Origin of the sequence: Lentzea albidocapillata subsp. violacea (genome assembly GCF_900100275.1) — a bacterium.
GTDB classification, from domain to species: Bacteria; Actinomycetota; Actinomycetes; order Mycobacteriales; family Pseudonocardiaceae; genus Lentzea; species Lentzea violacea.
In genome coordinates this window covers 113766-129575 of record NZ_FNET01000012.1, presented here as the reverse complement: position 1 = coordinate 129575, position 15810 = coordinate 113766, and the positions used below count along the sequence as shown (strand labels likewise).

Annotated in this window: 17 protein-coding genes; 6 read left to right on the top strand and 11 right to left on the bottom strand. The window is 67.2% G+C overall.

The window, feature by feature from the left end; all coding sequences use genetic code 11:
• Position 1 precedes the first annotated feature (1 nt).
• The 11 genes from BLR21_RS25695 to BLR21_RS25650 form a co-directional block, all read right to left on the bottom strand.
• A complete protein-coding gene (locus BLR21_RS25695) occupies positions 2-2536 on the bottom strand; it encodes a glycosyl hydrolase family 18 protein (RefSeq protein WP_090009076.1) in 2535 nt (844 codons plus the stop codon).
• An 84-nt stretch (positions 2537-2620) separates the two neighbouring features.
• Positions 2621-3472 (bottom strand): 5-oxoprolinase subunit C family protein, encoded by an 852-nt coding sequence (locus tag BLR21_RS25690; RefSeq protein ID WP_090009074.1) that lies wholly within the window; start codon positions 3470-3472, stop codon positions 2621-2623.
• Between the two features lie 8 nt (positions 3473-3480).
• Positions 3481-4068, bottom strand: coding sequence for a 5-oxoprolinase subunit PxpB (gene pxpB, locus BLR21_RS25685; protein ID WP_090009072.1), 588 nt, complete (start codon positions 4066-4068; stop codon positions 3481-3483).
• Between the two features lie 654 nt (positions 4069-4722).
• Positions 4723-5334: a heme-binding beta-barrel domain-containing protein gene (locus BLR21_RS25680; protein WP_090009070.1), complete on the bottom strand. Its 612-nt coding sequence runs from the start codon at positions 5332-5334 to the stop codon at positions 4723-4725.
• A 766-nt stretch (positions 5335-6100) separates the two neighbouring features.
• Entirely contained in the window at positions 6101-6400 is a 300-nt protein-coding gene (locus BLR21_RS25675; protein WP_090009068.1) for a DUF1416 domain-containing protein, read from the bottom strand.
• Between the two features lie 5 nt (positions 6401-6405).
• The gene (locus tag BLR21_RS25670) at positions 6406-7251 is read right to left on the bottom strand and encodes a sulfurtransferase (protein WP_090009066.1); all 846 of its coding nucleotides are present in this window, start codon (positions 7249-7251) and stop codon (positions 6406-6408) included.
• Positions 7252-7281: 30 nt separating this feature from the next.
• Positions 7282-7719: a DUF4395 domain-containing protein gene (locus BLR21_RS25665; protein WP_090009064.1), complete on the bottom strand. Its 438-nt coding sequence runs from the start codon at positions 7717-7719 to the stop codon at positions 7282-7284.
• Between the two features lie 72 nt (positions 7720-7791).
• Positions 7792-7869, bottom strand: coding sequence for a putative leader peptide (locus BLR21_RS44720; RefSeq protein ID WP_360045477.1), 78 nt, complete (start codon positions 7867-7869; stop codon positions 7792-7794).
• 79 nt (positions 7870-7948) lie between these two features.
• Positions 7949-8356, bottom strand: a complete 408-nt coding sequence (locus BLR21_RS25660; protein WP_090009062.1) for a thioredoxin family protein — start codon at positions 8354-8356, stop codon at positions 7949-7951.
• Complete coding sequence (locus BLR21_RS25655) at positions 8353-9171, bottom strand: LmeA family phospholipid-binding protein (protein WP_090009061.1); 819 nt, start codon at positions 9169-9171, stop codon at positions 8353-8355. The genes BLR21_RS25660 and BLR21_RS25655 overlap by 4 nt, the downstream gene beginning before the upstream one ends.
• Positions 9168-9890 (bottom strand): alpha/beta hydrolase, encoded by a 723-nt coding sequence (locus BLR21_RS25650; protein ID WP_256334932.1) that lies wholly within the window; start codon positions 9888-9890, stop codon positions 9168-9170. The genes BLR21_RS25655 and BLR21_RS25650 overlap by 4 nt, the downstream gene beginning before the upstream one ends.
• 174 nt (positions 9891-10064) lie before the next feature.
• Between BLR21_RS25650 and BLR21_RS25645 the strand changes: the two genes are divergently transcribed.
• From BLR21_RS25645 to pstB, 6 genes are all read left to right on the top strand, one after another.
• Positions 10065-10826, top strand: coding sequence for a response regulator transcription factor (locus BLR21_RS25645; protein ID WP_030477863.1), 762 nt, complete (start codon positions 10065-10067; stop codon positions 10824-10826).
• A 10-nt stretch (positions 10827-10836) separates the two neighbouring features.
• Entirely contained in the window at positions 10837-11712 is an 876-nt protein-coding gene (gene mshD / locus BLR21_RS25640; RefSeq protein WP_090009056.1) for a mycothiol synthase, read from the top strand.
• A 198-nt stretch (positions 11713-11910) separates the two neighbouring features.
• Positions 11911-13035, top strand: coding sequence for a phosphate ABC transporter substrate-binding protein PstS (gene pstS, locus BLR21_RS25635; RefSeq protein ID WP_090009055.1), 1125 nt, complete (start codon positions 11911-11913; stop codon positions 13033-13035).
• Positions 13036-13118: 83 nt separating this feature from the next.
• Positions 13119-14093, top strand: a complete 975-nt coding sequence (pstC, locus tag BLR21_RS25630) for a phosphate ABC transporter permease subunit PstC (RefSeq protein ID WP_090009053.1) — start codon at positions 13119-13121, stop codon at positions 14091-14093.
• Positions 14090-15004 carry a phosphate ABC transporter permease PstA gene (gene pstA / locus BLR21_RS25625; RefSeq protein ID WP_090009051.1) on the top strand — a complete coding sequence of 305 codons (915 nt, stop codon included), beginning with the start codon at positions 14090-14092 and terminating at the stop codon, positions 15002-15004. The genes pstC and pstA overlap by 4 nt, the downstream gene beginning before the upstream one ends.
• Before the next feature lie 15 nt (positions 15005-15019).
• Positions 15020-15796 carry a phosphate ABC transporter ATP-binding protein PstB gene (gene pstB, locus BLR21_RS25620; protein ID WP_090009049.1) on the top strand — a complete coding sequence of 259 codons (777 nt, stop codon included), beginning with the start codon at positions 15020-15022 and terminating at the stop codon, positions 15794-15796.
• Positions 15797-15810: the final 14 nt, after the last annotated feature.

Sequence of the window (15810 nt, the reverse complement as noted above, 5' to 3'; positions counted from 1 at the left end):
TCTAGCGGAGTCCGGCGTCGACCGCGGCCATCAACGGGCCGCGGTCACCCGACATCTCCCAGAACATCGCGCCCAGCAGGTTCTTCGACTTCAGCCACGCGGTCTTCTTCTGGATCGACCACACGTCGTCGAAGGTCCACCACTGGTTGCCGGTGTAGCAGGACGTCGCCACGGCGACCTCGTCGTGGAAGACGGTGCAGTTCGGCACCGAGGCGACGAGGTTGGCGTACCCGCGCGTGCCCGACTCCTCCGGGAACTGGCCGGGAGCCGCACCTCCCGCGGCCTGCCACTCACCGTTCTTGCCGCCGTCGACCACGTTCTGCCAGCCGCGGCCGTAGAACGCGAGTCCGAGCGTGATCTTGCGTGACGGCACTCCGGCGTCGAGGTAGGCCTGGACGGTGCTCTCGACGCTGAACTTGGTCGTGTACGGGTCGTCCGGGTCCGGGTACAGGTTGCCCTGGTGGCCGGTCCGGTTGGGCTCCCACGAGTTGTCGCTGCCGGAGCCGTGGAAGTCGTAGCCCTGGACGTTGAAGATGTCCATCGACTGCGCGACCCGTCCGAGCTCCCAGCCCGCCTCGATCTTGGCGGGGTCGGCCGGGGTGAACGCCGTGAGCTGGTAGCGCTTGCCCGTGGTGGTGCTGTACGCGTCCATCTGCCGGCGGAACTCCTCGATCAACAGCGAGTTGTTGACCTTGTCCTGCGGGCCGAAGTGGTTGCCCGCGTGGCCTTCCGCACCCGGCCACTCCCAGTCGAGGTCGAAGCCGTCGAAGATGCCTGCCGCCGTGCCGGGGCCGCCGGCGCCGTTGTACACGGGCAGGTTGCCCTTGAGGTAGACGTCGATGCACGACGCCACGAACTTCTTGCGCGCCGCGTCCGTCGCCGCGACGTCCGAGAAGTACTTGGAGTACGTCCAACCGCCGAGCGAGATCAGCACCTTGAGGTTCGGGTGCTTCGCCTTGAGCTTCTTGAGCTGGTTGTAGTTGCCGCGCAACGGTTCCCAGCCGCTGTCCGCAACGCCGTCGACGGACTGCGCCGCGCTCATCGGCCTGCTGTAGTCGGCTTCCGCGTCACCCGCGCCGTCACCCTGGTTCGGGTCCTGCGGGTCCGGGCTCGTGCCCTTCGTGACGCCGTGCAGACACGTCAGGTTGACGGGATCGATGTTGCCGAACGCGTAGTTGACGTGGGTCAGCTTCGCGGCGTCCATGTCCTTCACGAAGTACTGGCGTCCGTAGATGCCCCACTGCACGAAGTACCCGACGCGGGCGTATCCGCCGACGATGTCACCGGTGCGCTCGTTCAGCGCGTTGCTCGCGCCGGACACGTTGTCGTAGAGGTCTCGTGCTTTGACGGTGAAGGTGTAGTTCGTGGACGGCGAGAGGCCGCTGACGACCGCTGTGGTGCCGGAGACCGTCGTCTTCACGGTCGTGCCCACGTAGACGTCGTAGTTCGCGACCCCGCTGTTGTCCGTGGAGGCGTCCCACGCCAGCGTGACACTGCCCGCGTCCTTCGCCGTCGACCGCAGGTTGCCCGGCGCGGTCGGGGGCGTGGTGTCGTTGGCGGGGTTGTTGGTGGTGACACTCAGCGCGGTGCTTTGGGGGCTTTGAGTTCCCTTGGTGTCCTTGGCCCGCACCGTGAAGGAGTACGCGGTGTTCGGGCTCAGACCGGTGATGATCGTCGACGTCGTGGTGGAGCTGCCGGCGAGCGCCGTGCCGTTGTAGACGTCGTAGCCGGCGATCGGCAGCGAGCCGGGCGTGGAGGCGTTCCACTGCAGGCTCACCGTGCGCGTGGTCTTCGTCGGTGACGCGAGACCCGTTGGCGTGCTTGGCGGAGTGTCCGCGCTGCCGTCGCAGTTCGCGTTGTTGATCCGGCACGTCACCGGGTCGACGTTCTGGCTGATCGAGAACGCCGGACTGTACGGCTCGGTGGATCCCCCGGCCGCCACCGTCTTGTTGTAGTGCGCAGGGGTGACGGTGACCTGGTTGCCGTTCTGGGAGACCGTGCCGTTCTGGCCGTTGCTCACCGTCACACCGCTGGGCAGCGTGAAGGAGATCGACCAGTCGGAGACGGCCGCGGCGGTGTGGTTGCGCACGATGAACTTCGCCGCGCCACCGGCCACCGAGTAGTCGGCGGTCAGCCCGGTCGGCGCCGGCGGCGGGGTGCCGGTGCCGTCACACGCCATGTTGTTGATCGTGCAGGCGGTCGGGTCGGCCGCGGCGCTCAGCGTGAACACGGGGCTGTACGGCTCGGTGTTGCGCCCCGGCGGGAGGTTGTTGATGTAGAAGGCCGGAGTGAGCGTCACTCTCGTGCCGTTCTGGGTGATCGTCGCGTTCTGCGGGGAGCTGGCCGTGACACCGGCCGGCAGATCGAACTTGACCGACCACCCGTTGAGCGCGGTCGTGCTCGCGTTGGCGACGACGAACTTGGCACTCGTGCCGGTGCGGGAGAAGGTCGCGGTGATGCCGGTGGCGGCCTGTGCAGGGACCGCCAGGGCTAACACCGCGAGGAGAACTGCTAGCAGGGCAGGGATCCGGCGCATGCGGAACTCCAGATTGGTAGAGATTCCGCGGCGGCTGCCAGTTACGGTATTTGGTCTGGACCACTCCGTCAACGGCATCCGTGCTCAGTCGATCGGCCGGAACCTGACCTCGGTACCCGGCCGCGCCTGCCCGAGAAAACGAAGGTAATCGTTGTCCACCACACCGATGACGGGGTAACCACCCGTCGTCGGATGATCGTTCAGGAAGACCACGGGCTGCCCGTCCGGCGGCACCTGCACCGCGCCGGTGATCATCCCCTCGCTGGGAATCTCCCCGTCACGACGATTCAGCTTGGTCCCGCTGAGCCGCGCACCCACGCGGTTGCTGCGATCCGACACCGTCCAGTACCCCTGCCGCAGCTGGGTTTCCGCGTCGTCGAACCAGTCGTCCCGCGGCCCGAGCCGAATCGGGATGACCAACGTGTGCAACGCCTGGTGCGGTGGCACCACATCGGCACCTACGGGCAGGTTCGGCGTCCCAAGATGCAGGACGTCGTTGGCCCGCAACGGCTCTGGACCGATTCCGGAGAGCAGGTCGGTCGATCGGCTGCCGAGCTCCTCGTCGACCTCGATGCCGCCGGACAGCGCGAGGTAGTTGCGCAGACCGGTCTGCGGCGTACCGATCTCCAGGACCTCGTCCTGCTTCAGGTGGACCGGGTGGTGCGAGTCGGCAAGCCTGCCGTCGATTCGGACCTCGGTGGGCGGCCCAGTGACGGCGACCGTGCAGCTCGCGTTGGCCTTGAGCGCGAGGCCGCCGAGCAGGAGCTCCAGTCCGGCCGTGTTTTCGGGGTTGCCGACGAGTCGGTTGGCGAGCTTGAGCGAGTGCTGGTCCAGCGCACCCGACGGAGGCACGCCCAGGTGCGCGTTGCCGGGCCTGCCGAGGTCCTCGACCAACGCCTGCGGGCCGGTCCTGATGATCGTGATGCTGCGCTTCATGTGACGCTTCATGCCACCACGAACCTGACCTGGTCGCCCGGCTGCAGCAGCGCGGGGGTCTTGGCCTTGGCGTCGAACAGAGTTGTCTCGGTTCGGCCGATCAGTCGCCATCCGCCCGGTGTCGGCCTTGGGTAGGCGGCGGTGAACTCGCCCGCGATGCCGACCGAGCCTTGCGGGACCTTGGTCCGCGGGGAGTCGAGCCTGGGCTGCTGGAGTGCTTCCGGGAGGCCGGTCAGGTAGGCGAAGCCTGGGGCGAAGCCGCAGAACGCGACTTCGTAGGTGGCGGTTGTGTGGAGCCGCACTACCTCGTCCGGGGTGCTGCCGGCTGTTTCGGCGACGAGGGCGAGGTCCGGGCCGTCGTAGATGACGGGGATGGTGATCTCGCGTGAGTGTTTTGCGGGGGTCTTGGTCAGGTCGATGGTTTTCAGCGCGTCCCTGACCTGGGTCAGCGCGCCCTTGACCAGGACTGTTCGTGCGGCTGGGACCAGCTCCTCGATGCCGTCGAGGTTTTCGAGGGCTGCTCGGACGGCCGCGACCTCGCTCAGTGAGTCGACCTCGATGAGGAGCGCGTCGGTTCCGCAGCGCCGCAGCAGCATGGACCCATGTTACGGGGAATCGTTGGATTGTTGAACAATCCGACACGCGAATTGTTCAACAATCCGGCAATCCGATCCGGCGGCGTGCGGCCCGGCGGGCCTGCCTGACCGGCGGGCAGTCTGGCAGGCCACGATCTGGCGGGCCCGCGATTCCGCAGGCCGGGGTCCGGCAATCCGCTACGGCAGGGCCCGCGGTCCGGCTGGCTTCGGCCGGCATCCGGCAGGCGCGATCAGGGCAGGGCGCAATCCGCAGGGCCGCGATCCGGCGACCCAGGTGCCAGGGAAGGTACAGTGCTGTTGTTGGATCATTGAACGATCCAGCAGGCTCGCGATCGACAAGTCGCGATCCGACAAGCCGCGATCCAAGACGCCGCGTCAGCAGGCTCGCGATCCGTCAATCCAATCCGCGGGCCCGCGATCCGCAGGCCCCGCAGTCGGCAGGCCGGCAGTCGGCAGACCCGCGGTTCGGCATCCGGCGGGCGCGATCGGCCGGGGCCCGATCCGCTGGCCGCGGTCGGCGGCTCAGGTATCGGGGAATGTCCGGCGCTGTCGTTGGATTGTTGAACGATCCGACAAGCCGATCGCTGGATTGTTCAACGATCCTGCGGCGCTCACGGAGGATTGTTCAACGATCCAACGATCCAACGATCCGAGCTAGCCGACGACGCGCTTCAGGTGCGCCGACGCGTGCGGCTGCATGTCCTGGCCCATCATGGCGCGCTCCTCGACATACGCGAGGTCGCCGTTCACCACGCCGTACAGGCGCTGCGAGGCCTTGACATCCTTGGCCGTGGCGGAGCGGATGACCGCGTCCGTCTCGAACTCCCAGGAAGTCTGCGTGCGCACCTTGCCGTAGTACAGCTCGACGATGCCCGTGTTGTGCGTCAGCAGGAACTCGATCGTGTCGTCTTCCTGCGGACGCCAGAAGCCCTGTTCTCTCGCCGCCGGGCGGATGACCTCGCCGGCCTCGTTCAGCAGCCACGACCTCGCCTCGTAGACGAGGAACGGCCGGCCGTCGTGGGCGAACGTGATCTGCTGGCCGAAGCGGAACGGGCCGTCGATCGTCGGGTAGACGATCTCGCCCTCGCCTCGCCACACGCCCACCAGCGGGAGGACGCCCAGGAGAGCGTCGTGCAGGTTCGCGCCCTCGCGCAGGTTCGCCGTGTCGCCCGGGACGGGCATGTCGTCGAACTGGGGGAGGTTGCGCGCCCTCGTGGCGGCTGCTCGTTCCTCGGCCAGGCGGATGGCCTCGTCGCCGCTGGTCATCGCTGGTCGGAGTAGAGGCGGTAGACGACGTAGCCGGCGAACCACATTACGGCGATCGTCACTAGCACCAGGAGTCCGGTGAAGATGTGTTCCACGGTGGAGAGGATATCTCGCTGGTGGTGACGTGCCGGGTTGTGGTGGTGGAGGACACCGGGCCCTGCCTTCGGCGGGCGCGTCGGTTGGGGTGCGTCGTCCCCCGGTTTCGTTGGCGGGCGGCGGTTTCGTGTTCGTAGGTGGTCACCGTGTTTGGGGATGTTCCGGCTGATTCCTGGGGCTCCGCCCCAGACCCCGCCAATCTGATCCAAAGCCGGGGTCTACGCCGTGCGCGGGTTGATGGCACGCCTGTTGCTCCGGGCGGAGGCGCGTTGCGTAGGTGGGCGCGTTGGTGGGGTGGCTTCGTCACGAGCCGTACCAAGAGCGGGCCACATGTGAGTAGCTGTGTCAACCCGACGAAAAGCGTGTCGGGTTGACACAGCTACTCACATGCAGCAAGAGCTGTGGCACGACTCGTGACGAAGCCACCCCACCCAGACCGCACGGTAAGGACGGCTCGCCTACGGCGTCGCGGATGGGATGCGTGCCCATGAGCGCGTGCTGTGACTGCTTGCCTGCGGGGTGGCGCTGGCCATGAGCGTGCGCTCGGACTGCTTGCCTGCGGCTTCGCGAGAGGGGCACCCCCGAGACGTGCCCAGATGCCGAAGGCTCCGGCGGTGACACCGCCGGAGCCTTCGGGTCGTACCAACCTGATCTGGTGACCTGGCGGGTCTCAGGCGACCGCGATCTGCACCGCGTGCACGCCGGGGCCCGAGGCCGACACGTCGGCCTGGCCGTTGCCGGTGCGGTGCAGGGCGCGGACGGTCCAGCTGCCCGGTGCCGCGAAGAAGCGGAAGTCGCCCTCCGGGGAGGTGACCACCTCCGCGGTGAACTCGCCGGTCGAGTCCAGCAGGCGGACGAAGGCGCCGCCTACCGGGGTGCCGTCCGAGACGACCTTGCCCTCGAGCACGGTTTCGGTGGTGCCCGCTTCGATCGTGCCGCCCTGAGTAGGGGCGCCGCAGCCGTTGGACATGATGATCAGGCCTCCTTGCCGGAACCGAGTTCGATCGGCACGCCGATGAGCGAGCCGTACTCCGTCCAAGAACCGTCGTAGTTCTTGACGTCTTCGTGGCCGAGCAGCTCGCGCAGGGCGAACCAGGTGTGCGAGGAGCGCTCGCCGATGCGGCAGTACGCGATGGTCTTGCGGCTGCCGTCGAAGCCCGCCTCGGCGTAGAGGGCGCGGAGGTCGTCGTCGGACTTGAAGGTGCCGTCCTCGTTGGCCGCCTTGGACCACGGGACGTTCACGGCGGACGGGATGTGGCCGCCGCGCTGGGCCTGCTCCTGCGGGAGGTGGGCCGGGGCGAGGAGCTTGCCGGAGAACTCGTCGGGGGAGCGCACGTCGACGAGGTTCTTGTTGCCGATGGAGTCGACGACCTCGTCGCGGAAGGCGCGGATCGAGAGGTCCTGCTCCTGGGCCTGGTAGGACGTCGAAGCGCGGACGACCTCGTCCTTGTCCAGGGGGCGGCCGTCGAGTTCCCACTTCTTGCGGCCGCCGTCGAGGAGCTTGACGTTGGTGTGGCCGTAGAGCTTGAAGTACCAGTACGCGTAGGCCGCGAACCAGTTGTTGTTGCCGCCGTAGAGGACGACGGTGTCGTCGTTGGAGATGCCCTTGGCCGAGAGCAGCTTCTCGAAGCCCTCGCGGTCGACGAAGTCGCGGCGGACCGGGTCCTGGAGGTCGTTCTTCCAGTCGATCTTCACGGCTCCGGGGATGTGTCCGCCGTCGTACGCGGTGGTGTCCTCGTCGACCTCCGCGAACACCACGCCGGGCGCCTGGAGGTTCTCTTCGGACCAGGCGGCCGAGACCAGCACGTTCTCACGGCTCATGGGAAGTTGCTCCTGTAGTAGTGCGTGTCGTCATTGCGGTCGAGCGAGGGCGGGTACGTACCTGCGCAGCACGAGGTACATCTCGCACCCGAGGCACAGGCCCAGCGCCGCGTTGAGCAGTGCTGCCACCAGTGCGAGACCGGTTGCCACCATGCCGAGCGTGGTGAGGCCGGTGGCGTAACCGAGGGTGCCGATCAGTGCGAAGACGAAGCCGACACCTTGCGCGAACCGCAGCGGGGCGGCTTCCTCGCGTTCGGTGGTCGGGGTCAGGCGTGGCTGGATCGCGTAGCGGTAGACGTGACCCCACGGGTTCAGCTTCAGCGAGATGAACGCGCACATCGCGAAGAGCACCGTCTGGGCGGCGAGGAGCCGCCACCAGCCGGTGAGCAACACGATCGCGAGGATGACGGTGGTCATCCAGGCGGAGAAGCGCGGTCCGCGCGGGTCTACAGGGGAGTCCTTGGGCACGACGACCTCCGGGCATGCGGACGAGGGGATTCAGTCCGTCAGAGGTAGCTGATGGGCGTCAAGCAGCCCGGTTCAGCTCGTCGTGCGACACAGGCTGCTGCGCGTGCGGCACAGGTCAACCGCGCGTCGCTTCGTGAGCAGCAAGGTCATGCCAGCGAGGGTAGCCCTCAATCCCTCGGGGCGGGAGGTATGTCCAACTGGTGGAACAACGCAGGTTCACCCGACTGGATTAGGGCAAATGCGGTCGCAGCGCCGCCAGCAACGAGTCGCGTTTCGGCACGCCGCCGACTCGCAACACCTCGGTGCCGTCCGACGTCAGGGCGAGCGTCGTGGGGGTGCGCATGACGCCGAGCCTGGTGGTGACGTCCGGGAGGTTCGTCACGTCGAGCTCGGCGTGGGTGAGGCCGTCCGTGTGGTCGGCGAGGTCGCGCAGGACCACCTTCGCGTGCCGGCACGGCGCGCAGAACGTGGTGGAGAGCTGGACCAGCGTCACCCCCGGCGCGAGCAGGTCGCGCACGGGGGCGGGCAGGTCGATCGAGTCCTTCGCACGGGAGATGCGGCCCTCTCGGACCTTGAGCAGCACACCGATCGCGCCGGCCACGGCCAGCGCGCCCAGCAGCGCCCACACACCAGTCATCGTTGGACCAACGGTACATCCGCGATCTCGCCGGACAGCTTGAACGAACCGCTCTCCACCTCGACGGCGGTAGGCGTCGCACCGAACGGGAGCGTGCCCGGGTCGATCTTGATCGCGAGCGCCTGACGCAGCTGCGGGATGATCTGCTTCAGCGAGGCGTCGTCCAGCACGATGTCGTCGATGTTGATCTGAATGGCACCGCTGACCAGCGCGATCTGGCCGTACGCGGTGAGCGTGATGACCTTGCCGGCGACGTTGGTCTGGCCGGAGAGCTTCACCGCGGCGGTGGTCTTGGGCACCAGCGGGTCGGCCGGGGTCTGCGTGGCGACGCGGTTGTCCGGCTCGATCGAGAGCTTGTCGAACGGCGTCACGTGGTTCGCCAGGCGGTTCAGGTCCATCGCCTTGATCCGGACGCTGCCCTTGACGGTGTCGATGGTCGCCTTGGAGACGTTGCCCGCGAGCAGGTCCGCGAGTTCGACGCGGGTGTGCAGCAGGTCGGCCTCGACGTCGAGGTCGCGCAGGTCGACGCCCTGCTGCTCGTTGCGGATCGGCACGCCGTACGCGCGGATCTCGACGTGCCGGTAGTCGCCGCGCAACGCCTGCAGGGTGAACGGGAACCCGTTGATGCGCACCGACGGGTCCTCGTTGAGCTGCAGCTTCTCCCGCATCCGCTGGGCGATCTGGTACTCACCGGCCGCGGCGAGCGCGAAGTCGGCGGCGACGAGCAGCACGCCCAGCACGATCACCGTGATGACGAGGAACTTCCCGCGACGGGACTTCTTCTTTCGCGGCCGTGCGGGGGTCTGCGCAGTCATTCCTCGTCCTCGACGTTAACGGCGATCCATGCCGCCATCCGGTCTACCAGGTCTGGAGTCGCGGCCGATTCCGCGTGCCGCATGCCGGGTTCGATCCACAACTCGGCATGTCCGGAGGACGCGCGGTGCAGCGACCTGGCGTGGTCCACGGAGAAATAGTGGTCCAGGTCACCGTGCACGATCAGCAGTGGGGTCGGTGTGATGCGTCCGACCACCTCGAGCGGACTCTCCGGCGCTTGTACCCAGCTGCCGCCGAGCCGAACCCCGAGCGCCCGTGCCGCGAGCTTGCCGTGCGGTTGTTCCAGCAACCAGTGGACCCGGCGCATGGGAGCGGTCTCGCGCGACCACCACCGCGCGGGCCCGCTCACCGAGACCACGGCGTCCGGCCGGGTCTCCCCCAGCACCGCGTGCCGCAGGACGATCGAGGCGCCCATCGAGAACCCGACCGTCGCGATCTTCGAGTAGCCGAGTTCGCGCGCCTTGAGGACGGCGGCCTCGATGTCGTGGATCTCGTCCGCGCCCACCGTGGAGAGTCCCTCGGAGCGTCCGTGCCCGCGGAAGTCGAACGCCACGACGCCGGCGTTCCTGGCCAGCCGGGCAAGCACGCGGGCGACGTACGGCCTGCGCACGTTGTTCGTGAACCCGTGTCCCACAACGAAAGCGACGTCACTTTCACTCTTGTAGTGGACACCGTGCAGGCGCACTCCATCGTGTGACACGGATGTAACAGGCGTGACGCTTGTGGAAACAAGTGTGAGCACGGCTTCTTGACCTGGGACTTTCTCGGGGTGCACCGGTATTGTCTCCGTCATCCGCAGGCAACGGGGCCCGGTCACCGTACGCCGCTGGTCTGGTCCAGGTGACCGTCCACGGCCGATTTGGAGGGCGCCGCGATGAGCATCGACGTGCTTCTGCTGACGACAGACCCGGACCCGGAGGCGGTGCTTCCCGCGCTGGCTCTGCTTCCCCACGCCGTGCGCCCCTTGCGCCCCGAGGTCTCCGCGCTTCTCGAAGCCGGTCCGCACGACATCGTGCTGATCGACGCCCGCACCGACCTGGTCGGCGCGCGCTCGCTGTGCCGTCTGCTCGACTCGTCCGGTGTGGACGTGCCCGTGGTGGCCGTCGTCACCGAGGGCGGTCTGGTCGCGGTCAACTCCGACTGGTCCGTCGACGAGATCCTGCTGCCGAACTCCGGCCCCGCCGAGGTCGACGCCCGCCTGCGCCTGGTCCGCTCCCGCCGGGGCACGACCGCGCCCGGTGGCGACGGCGCGATCCAGCTCGGCGACCTCGTGATCGACGAGGCCACCTACACCGCGCGCCTCAAGGGCCGCCCGCTCGACCTCACCTACAAGGAGTTCGAGCTGCTCAAGTACCTCGCGCAGCACGCGGGCCGGGTCTTCACCCGCGCCCAGCTGCTGCAGGAGGTCTGGGGCTACGACTTCTTCGGCGGCACCCGCACGGTCGACGTCCACGTGCGACGGCTCCGCGCCAAGCTCGGCCCCGAGCACGAGGCGCTCATCGGCACGGTCCGCAACGTGGGCTACAAGTTCGTCCGCCCGCCGCGTCCCGGCTCGCCGCGCCGTCCTGCCGAGATGGCCGAGGTGGAGATCGACGACTCCGCTCGTGTCCTGGATGAGCGTTTGATCGCGCGGTAGGTTCGCCTGTGTGGCGCAACTGAGCTGGTTCGAGGAGCTGACGGCCGACCAGGCCGCCGAGGTGACGGGTCTGCTGGAGGCGGCCCAGCGCACCGATGGCGTGGCCCCGGTCGGCGAGGCCGTGCGACTGCGGATGCGCCCCGGCGCGACCGGCAGCAGGCACCTCCTCGCGCATCTGAACGGCGAGCTCGCCGGGTACGCGCACGTCGACCTGATCGGTGACTCCGGTGGCAACAAGGTCGCCGAGTTCGCCGTGCACCCGAAGCACCGCCATCAGGGCGTGGGAGAGGCGCTGGTGAAAGCGCTCCCGCAGGAGTCACTGCGGATCTGGGCGCACGGCGGCCATCCGGACGCCGAGAAGCTCGCGGAGAAGCTCGGCTTCCGCAAGGTGCGCGAACTGCTGCGGATGCGGCTGCGCGTCGAGAACGACCTGCCGGAGCCCAAGCTCCCCGAGGGCATCACGATCCGGCCGTTCGTCCCTGGCAAGGACGAGGCCGCGGTCGTCTACGTGAACCACCGCGCGTTCGACTGGCACCCCGAGCAGGGCGCGATGTCCATCGAGGACGTCCGCGCCAAGGAAGACGAACCCTGGTTCGATCCCGAGGGCTTCCTGCTCGCGTTCGACGCCGACGGCAGGCTGGCGGGCTTCCACTGGACGAAGGTGCACACGCCCGAGCTGGGCGAGGTCTACGTCGTGGGCGTCGACCCGGACCGCCAGGGCGGCGGCCTGGGCAGGGCGCTCACCCTCGCCGGGCTGCGTCACCTGCGCGAACAGCACGTCAAGGAAGTCATGCTCTACGTCGAGTCGGACAACTCCGCGGCGGTCCGCGTGTACACGAAACTCGGCTTCACCCTTTGGGACGCCGACGTCCAGTACGCCCGGTAGTCAACGTAGCGTCACAAAACGCATACGCGCTGGTCACGCCATCACTCTTTTGGTGGTGTGGCCCGTCACTTCCCGTTCGGTGTTCACCTCCCGTTCACCCTGACTAGGCGGGCTGTCCATTCTGGCTACCTACCTTCCGTAGCGAGCGGCGGCGTCCGTCGCGAACCGCTAATGCTTTCCGCAAGGTGGAGGACCAAGGTGAAGATCCAGCGGCACGGTGCCGTTCTCGGCCTCGTCGCGGCCAGCGCGCTGCTGCTCGGTGCGTGTGGCAGCGACAACAACGCGCCGACGGGTGGCAACAACACCCAGGCCAACGCGACCTCCATGGTCGAGTGCGGCGGTAAGGCCAAGCTGAAGGCCAGTGGCTCTTCGGCGCAGGCGAACGCCATGACGCGATTCGTCACTGCCTACGAGAACCAGTGCGATGGTCAGAGCCTCGACTACAACTCCAACGGTTCGGGCGCCGGCGTCAAGGAGTTCAACGGCAAGCAGACCGACATCGGTGGTTCCGACTCGTCGCTGAACAAGGACAAGGGCGAGTACGACGCGGCCAAGACGCGCTGCGACGGTAGCGACGCGTGGAACCTTCCCGCCGTCTTCGGCCCGATCGCCATGACCTACAACGTCGAAGGCGCCGATGGTCTGGTCCTTGACGCCCCGCTCATCGCGAAGATCTTCAGCGGCGCCGTCGCGACGTGGAACGACCCGGCCATCGCCGCGCTGAACAGTGGTAAGCAGCTGCCCGGCGACAAGATCGTGGTGATCTTCCGCTCCGATGAGTCGGGCACCACGGACAACTTCCAGAAGTACCTGGAGGCTGCGTCCGGCGGCACCTGGACCAAGGGCTCCGGCAAGGCGTTCGCCGGTGGCGTCGGAGAGGGCGCGAAGGGCAACGAGGGCACCTCGGCCGCGGTGAAGAGCACCAAGGGCGCCATCACCTACAACGAGTGGTCCTTCGCCAAGTCCAACAAGCTGCAGATCGCCAAGATCATCAACGCGGGTGGCGGCGAGCCGGTGGAGCTGACCGCCGAGACCGCGGGCAAGGCGATCGACGGTGCGAAGATCAAGGGCGAGGGCAACGACCTGGTTCTCGACCTGAACTCGCTGTACGCGACGAAGACCGCTGGTGCCTACCCGCTGGTCCTGGCCGCGTACGAGATCGTCTGCTCCAAGTACACCGACGCTGAGACTGCCAAGGCCGTGAAGGCGTTCCTCACCGTTGCGGTCACCGATGGCCAGAAGGGGCTGGAGGAGGCAGGCTACATCCCGGTGCCCAAGGCGTTCCAGGACAAGCTGCTGACCGCCATCAAGGCGATCGCCTGAAGTTGATCAGTAGGTAGCGGATCCCTGCCGGGAGCGGACCACCAGAAGTGGCCGCTCCCGGCCGACTACGGATGATTGGCGATATGACCGACAACGTCACCGGCAGCTCGCCACCTGCCAGGTCTACGGGCCGTCGCCGGGGCGACGGCATCTTCCGTTCCATGACCACCGGCTCCAGCCTCGTGATCGTGGTGTCCATTGGTCTGATCGGCCTGTTCCTGCTGATTCAGGCCGTGCCGTCGCTGCAGGCCAACACCATCAACTTCTTCACGAGCGCGGAGTGGTCGACCGGCGACGTCGGCAACCTGGCGTTCGGCATTCGCGACCTGCTCGTCGTGACCGTGCTGTCCTCGCTGCTCGCGCTCGCGATCGCGATGCCGATCGCCATGGGCATCGCGTTGTTCCTCACGCACTACCTGCCGCCGAAGATCGCCCAGCCGTTCGCGTACGTCATCGACCTGCTCGCGGCTGTGCCGTCGATCGTCTTCGGTCTGTGGGGCGCCAAGGTCCTGGGACCGTCACTCGAGCCGATCGCCACCTTCCTCAACGAGAACCTCTCGTGGATACCGCTGTTCTCCGACGGCAACGTCTCGCTGTCGGGCGGTGGCAACATCTTCACCGCGGGCATCGTGCTCGCGATCATGATTCTTCCCATCATCACGGCGGTCAGCCGTGAGGTGTTCCGGCAGACGCCGGCGATGCAGATCGAGGGAGCACTGGCGCTCGGCGCGACCCGGTGGGAGATGATCCGCACGACCGTACTTCCGTTCGGGCGCAGCGGATACATCGCGGGTTCGATGCTCGGACTCGGGCGTGCGCTCGGCGAGACGGTGGCTGTGCTGATCATCCTGCGGTCCGCGAGCAGTTCGTCGACGTTCAGCTTCTTCGACGGTGGTTACACCTTCGCATCGAAGATCGCGTCCGCGGCGCCCGAGTTCAGCGAGCCGCTGTCCACCGGTGCGTACATCGCGGCCGGTCTCGTCCTGTTCGTGTTCACGTTCGCCGTGAACGCTCTCGCGCGTTACATCGCGGGCCGAGGAAAGGCGAAGGCGTCGTGACTGCCGTCCTGACCGATCCCAACCGGCCCGCTCAGGCGCCGGCGTTTCAGAAGATCAGCACCGCCAGGCAGATCAAGAACCGGCTCGCGACGGTGCTGACCGGCCTCACGTTCCTTGTCGCCGTAATTCCGCTGGTGTGGTTGCTGTACACCGTGATCAGCAACGGTTACGAGGCGTTGCTGAACGGCGACTGGTGGTTCAAGTCGCTCAAGGGCGTGCTGCCCGAGCAGTTCACGGGCGGTGTCTACCACGCGTTGTACGGCTCGATCGTCCAGGCGCTGGTGTGCGCGCTGATCGCGGTGCCGATCGGCATCCTCACCGCCATCTACCTGGTCGAGTACGGCAACAACGGCCGGTTCGCCCGCATCACGACGTTCATGGTCGACATCCTCTCCGGTGTGCCGTCGATCGTCGCGGCGCTGTTCGTGTTCGCGCTGTGGGTCACCACGTTCGGCCTTGAGACGAGCGCGTTCGCCGTTTCGCTCGCGTTGGTGCTGCTGATGCTGCCGGTCGTCGTGCGCTCGACCGAGGAGATGCTGAGGCTCGTACCGGACGAGTTGCGTGAGGCGTCGTACGCGCTGGGTGTGCCGAAGTGGAAGACGATCGTGAAGATCGTGCTGCCCACGGCGCTGTCCGGCATCGTCACCGGTGTCATGCTCGCAACGGCCCGCGTGATGGGTGAGACCGCGCCGGTGCTCGTGCTGGTGGGATACAGCCGGTCGATCAACTTCGACGTCTTCGACGGCAACATGGCCTCGCTGCCGCTGCTGATCTACAACGAGCTGCTCAACCCCGAACCGGCGGGCCAGTTGCGGGTGTGGGGTGCCGCGCTCACGCTGATCCTCCTCATCATGTTCTTCAACCTCGTGGCAACCGTGATCTCGCGGTTCTCCGCGATCAAGACCAAGTGAAGCGGCGGAAGACCGATGGCCAAGCGCTTTGACATCAAGGACCTGAACATCTACTACGGCAAGTTCCACGCGGTGAGCAGCGTGAACCTGGCCGTGCCGCCGCGTAACGTCACCGCGTTCATCGGCCCCTCCGGCTGCGGCAAGTCGACCGTGCTGCGGTCGCTCAACCGCATGCACGAGGTCGCGCCCGGCGCGCGCGTCGAGGGCAAGGTGCTGCTCGACGGTGAGGACATCTACGCGTCCACTGTGGATCCGGTCGAGGTGCGCCGCACCATCGGCATGGTCTTCCAGCGACCGAACCCGTTCCCCACGATGTCCATTCGCGACAACGTGGTGGCCGGTCTGAAGCTGGCGGGCGTGAAGAACAAGAAGAAGCTCGACGAGGTGGCGGAGCGCTCGCTGCGCGGCGCGAACCTCTGGAACGAGGTCAAGGACCGCCTCGACAGGCCTGGCGGCGGCCTCTCCGGTGGTCAGCAGCAGCGTCTGTGCATCGCGCGTGCCATCGCGGTGCAGCCCGACGTGCTGCTCATGGACGAGCCCTGCTCGGCCCTGGACCCGATCTCCACGCTGGCGATCGAGGACCTGATCACCGAGCTGAAGAAGGACTTCACGATCGTCATCGTGACGCACAACATGCAGCAGGCGGCGCGCGTGTCCGACCAGACCGCGTTCTTCAACCTGCTGGGTGTCGGTCAGCCCGGACAGCTGATCGAGGTGGACGACACGGAGAAGATCTTCTCCAACCCCAGCCAGAAGGCGACCGAGGACTACATCTCCGGCCGGTTCGGCTAAATTCGAGGGTTCGG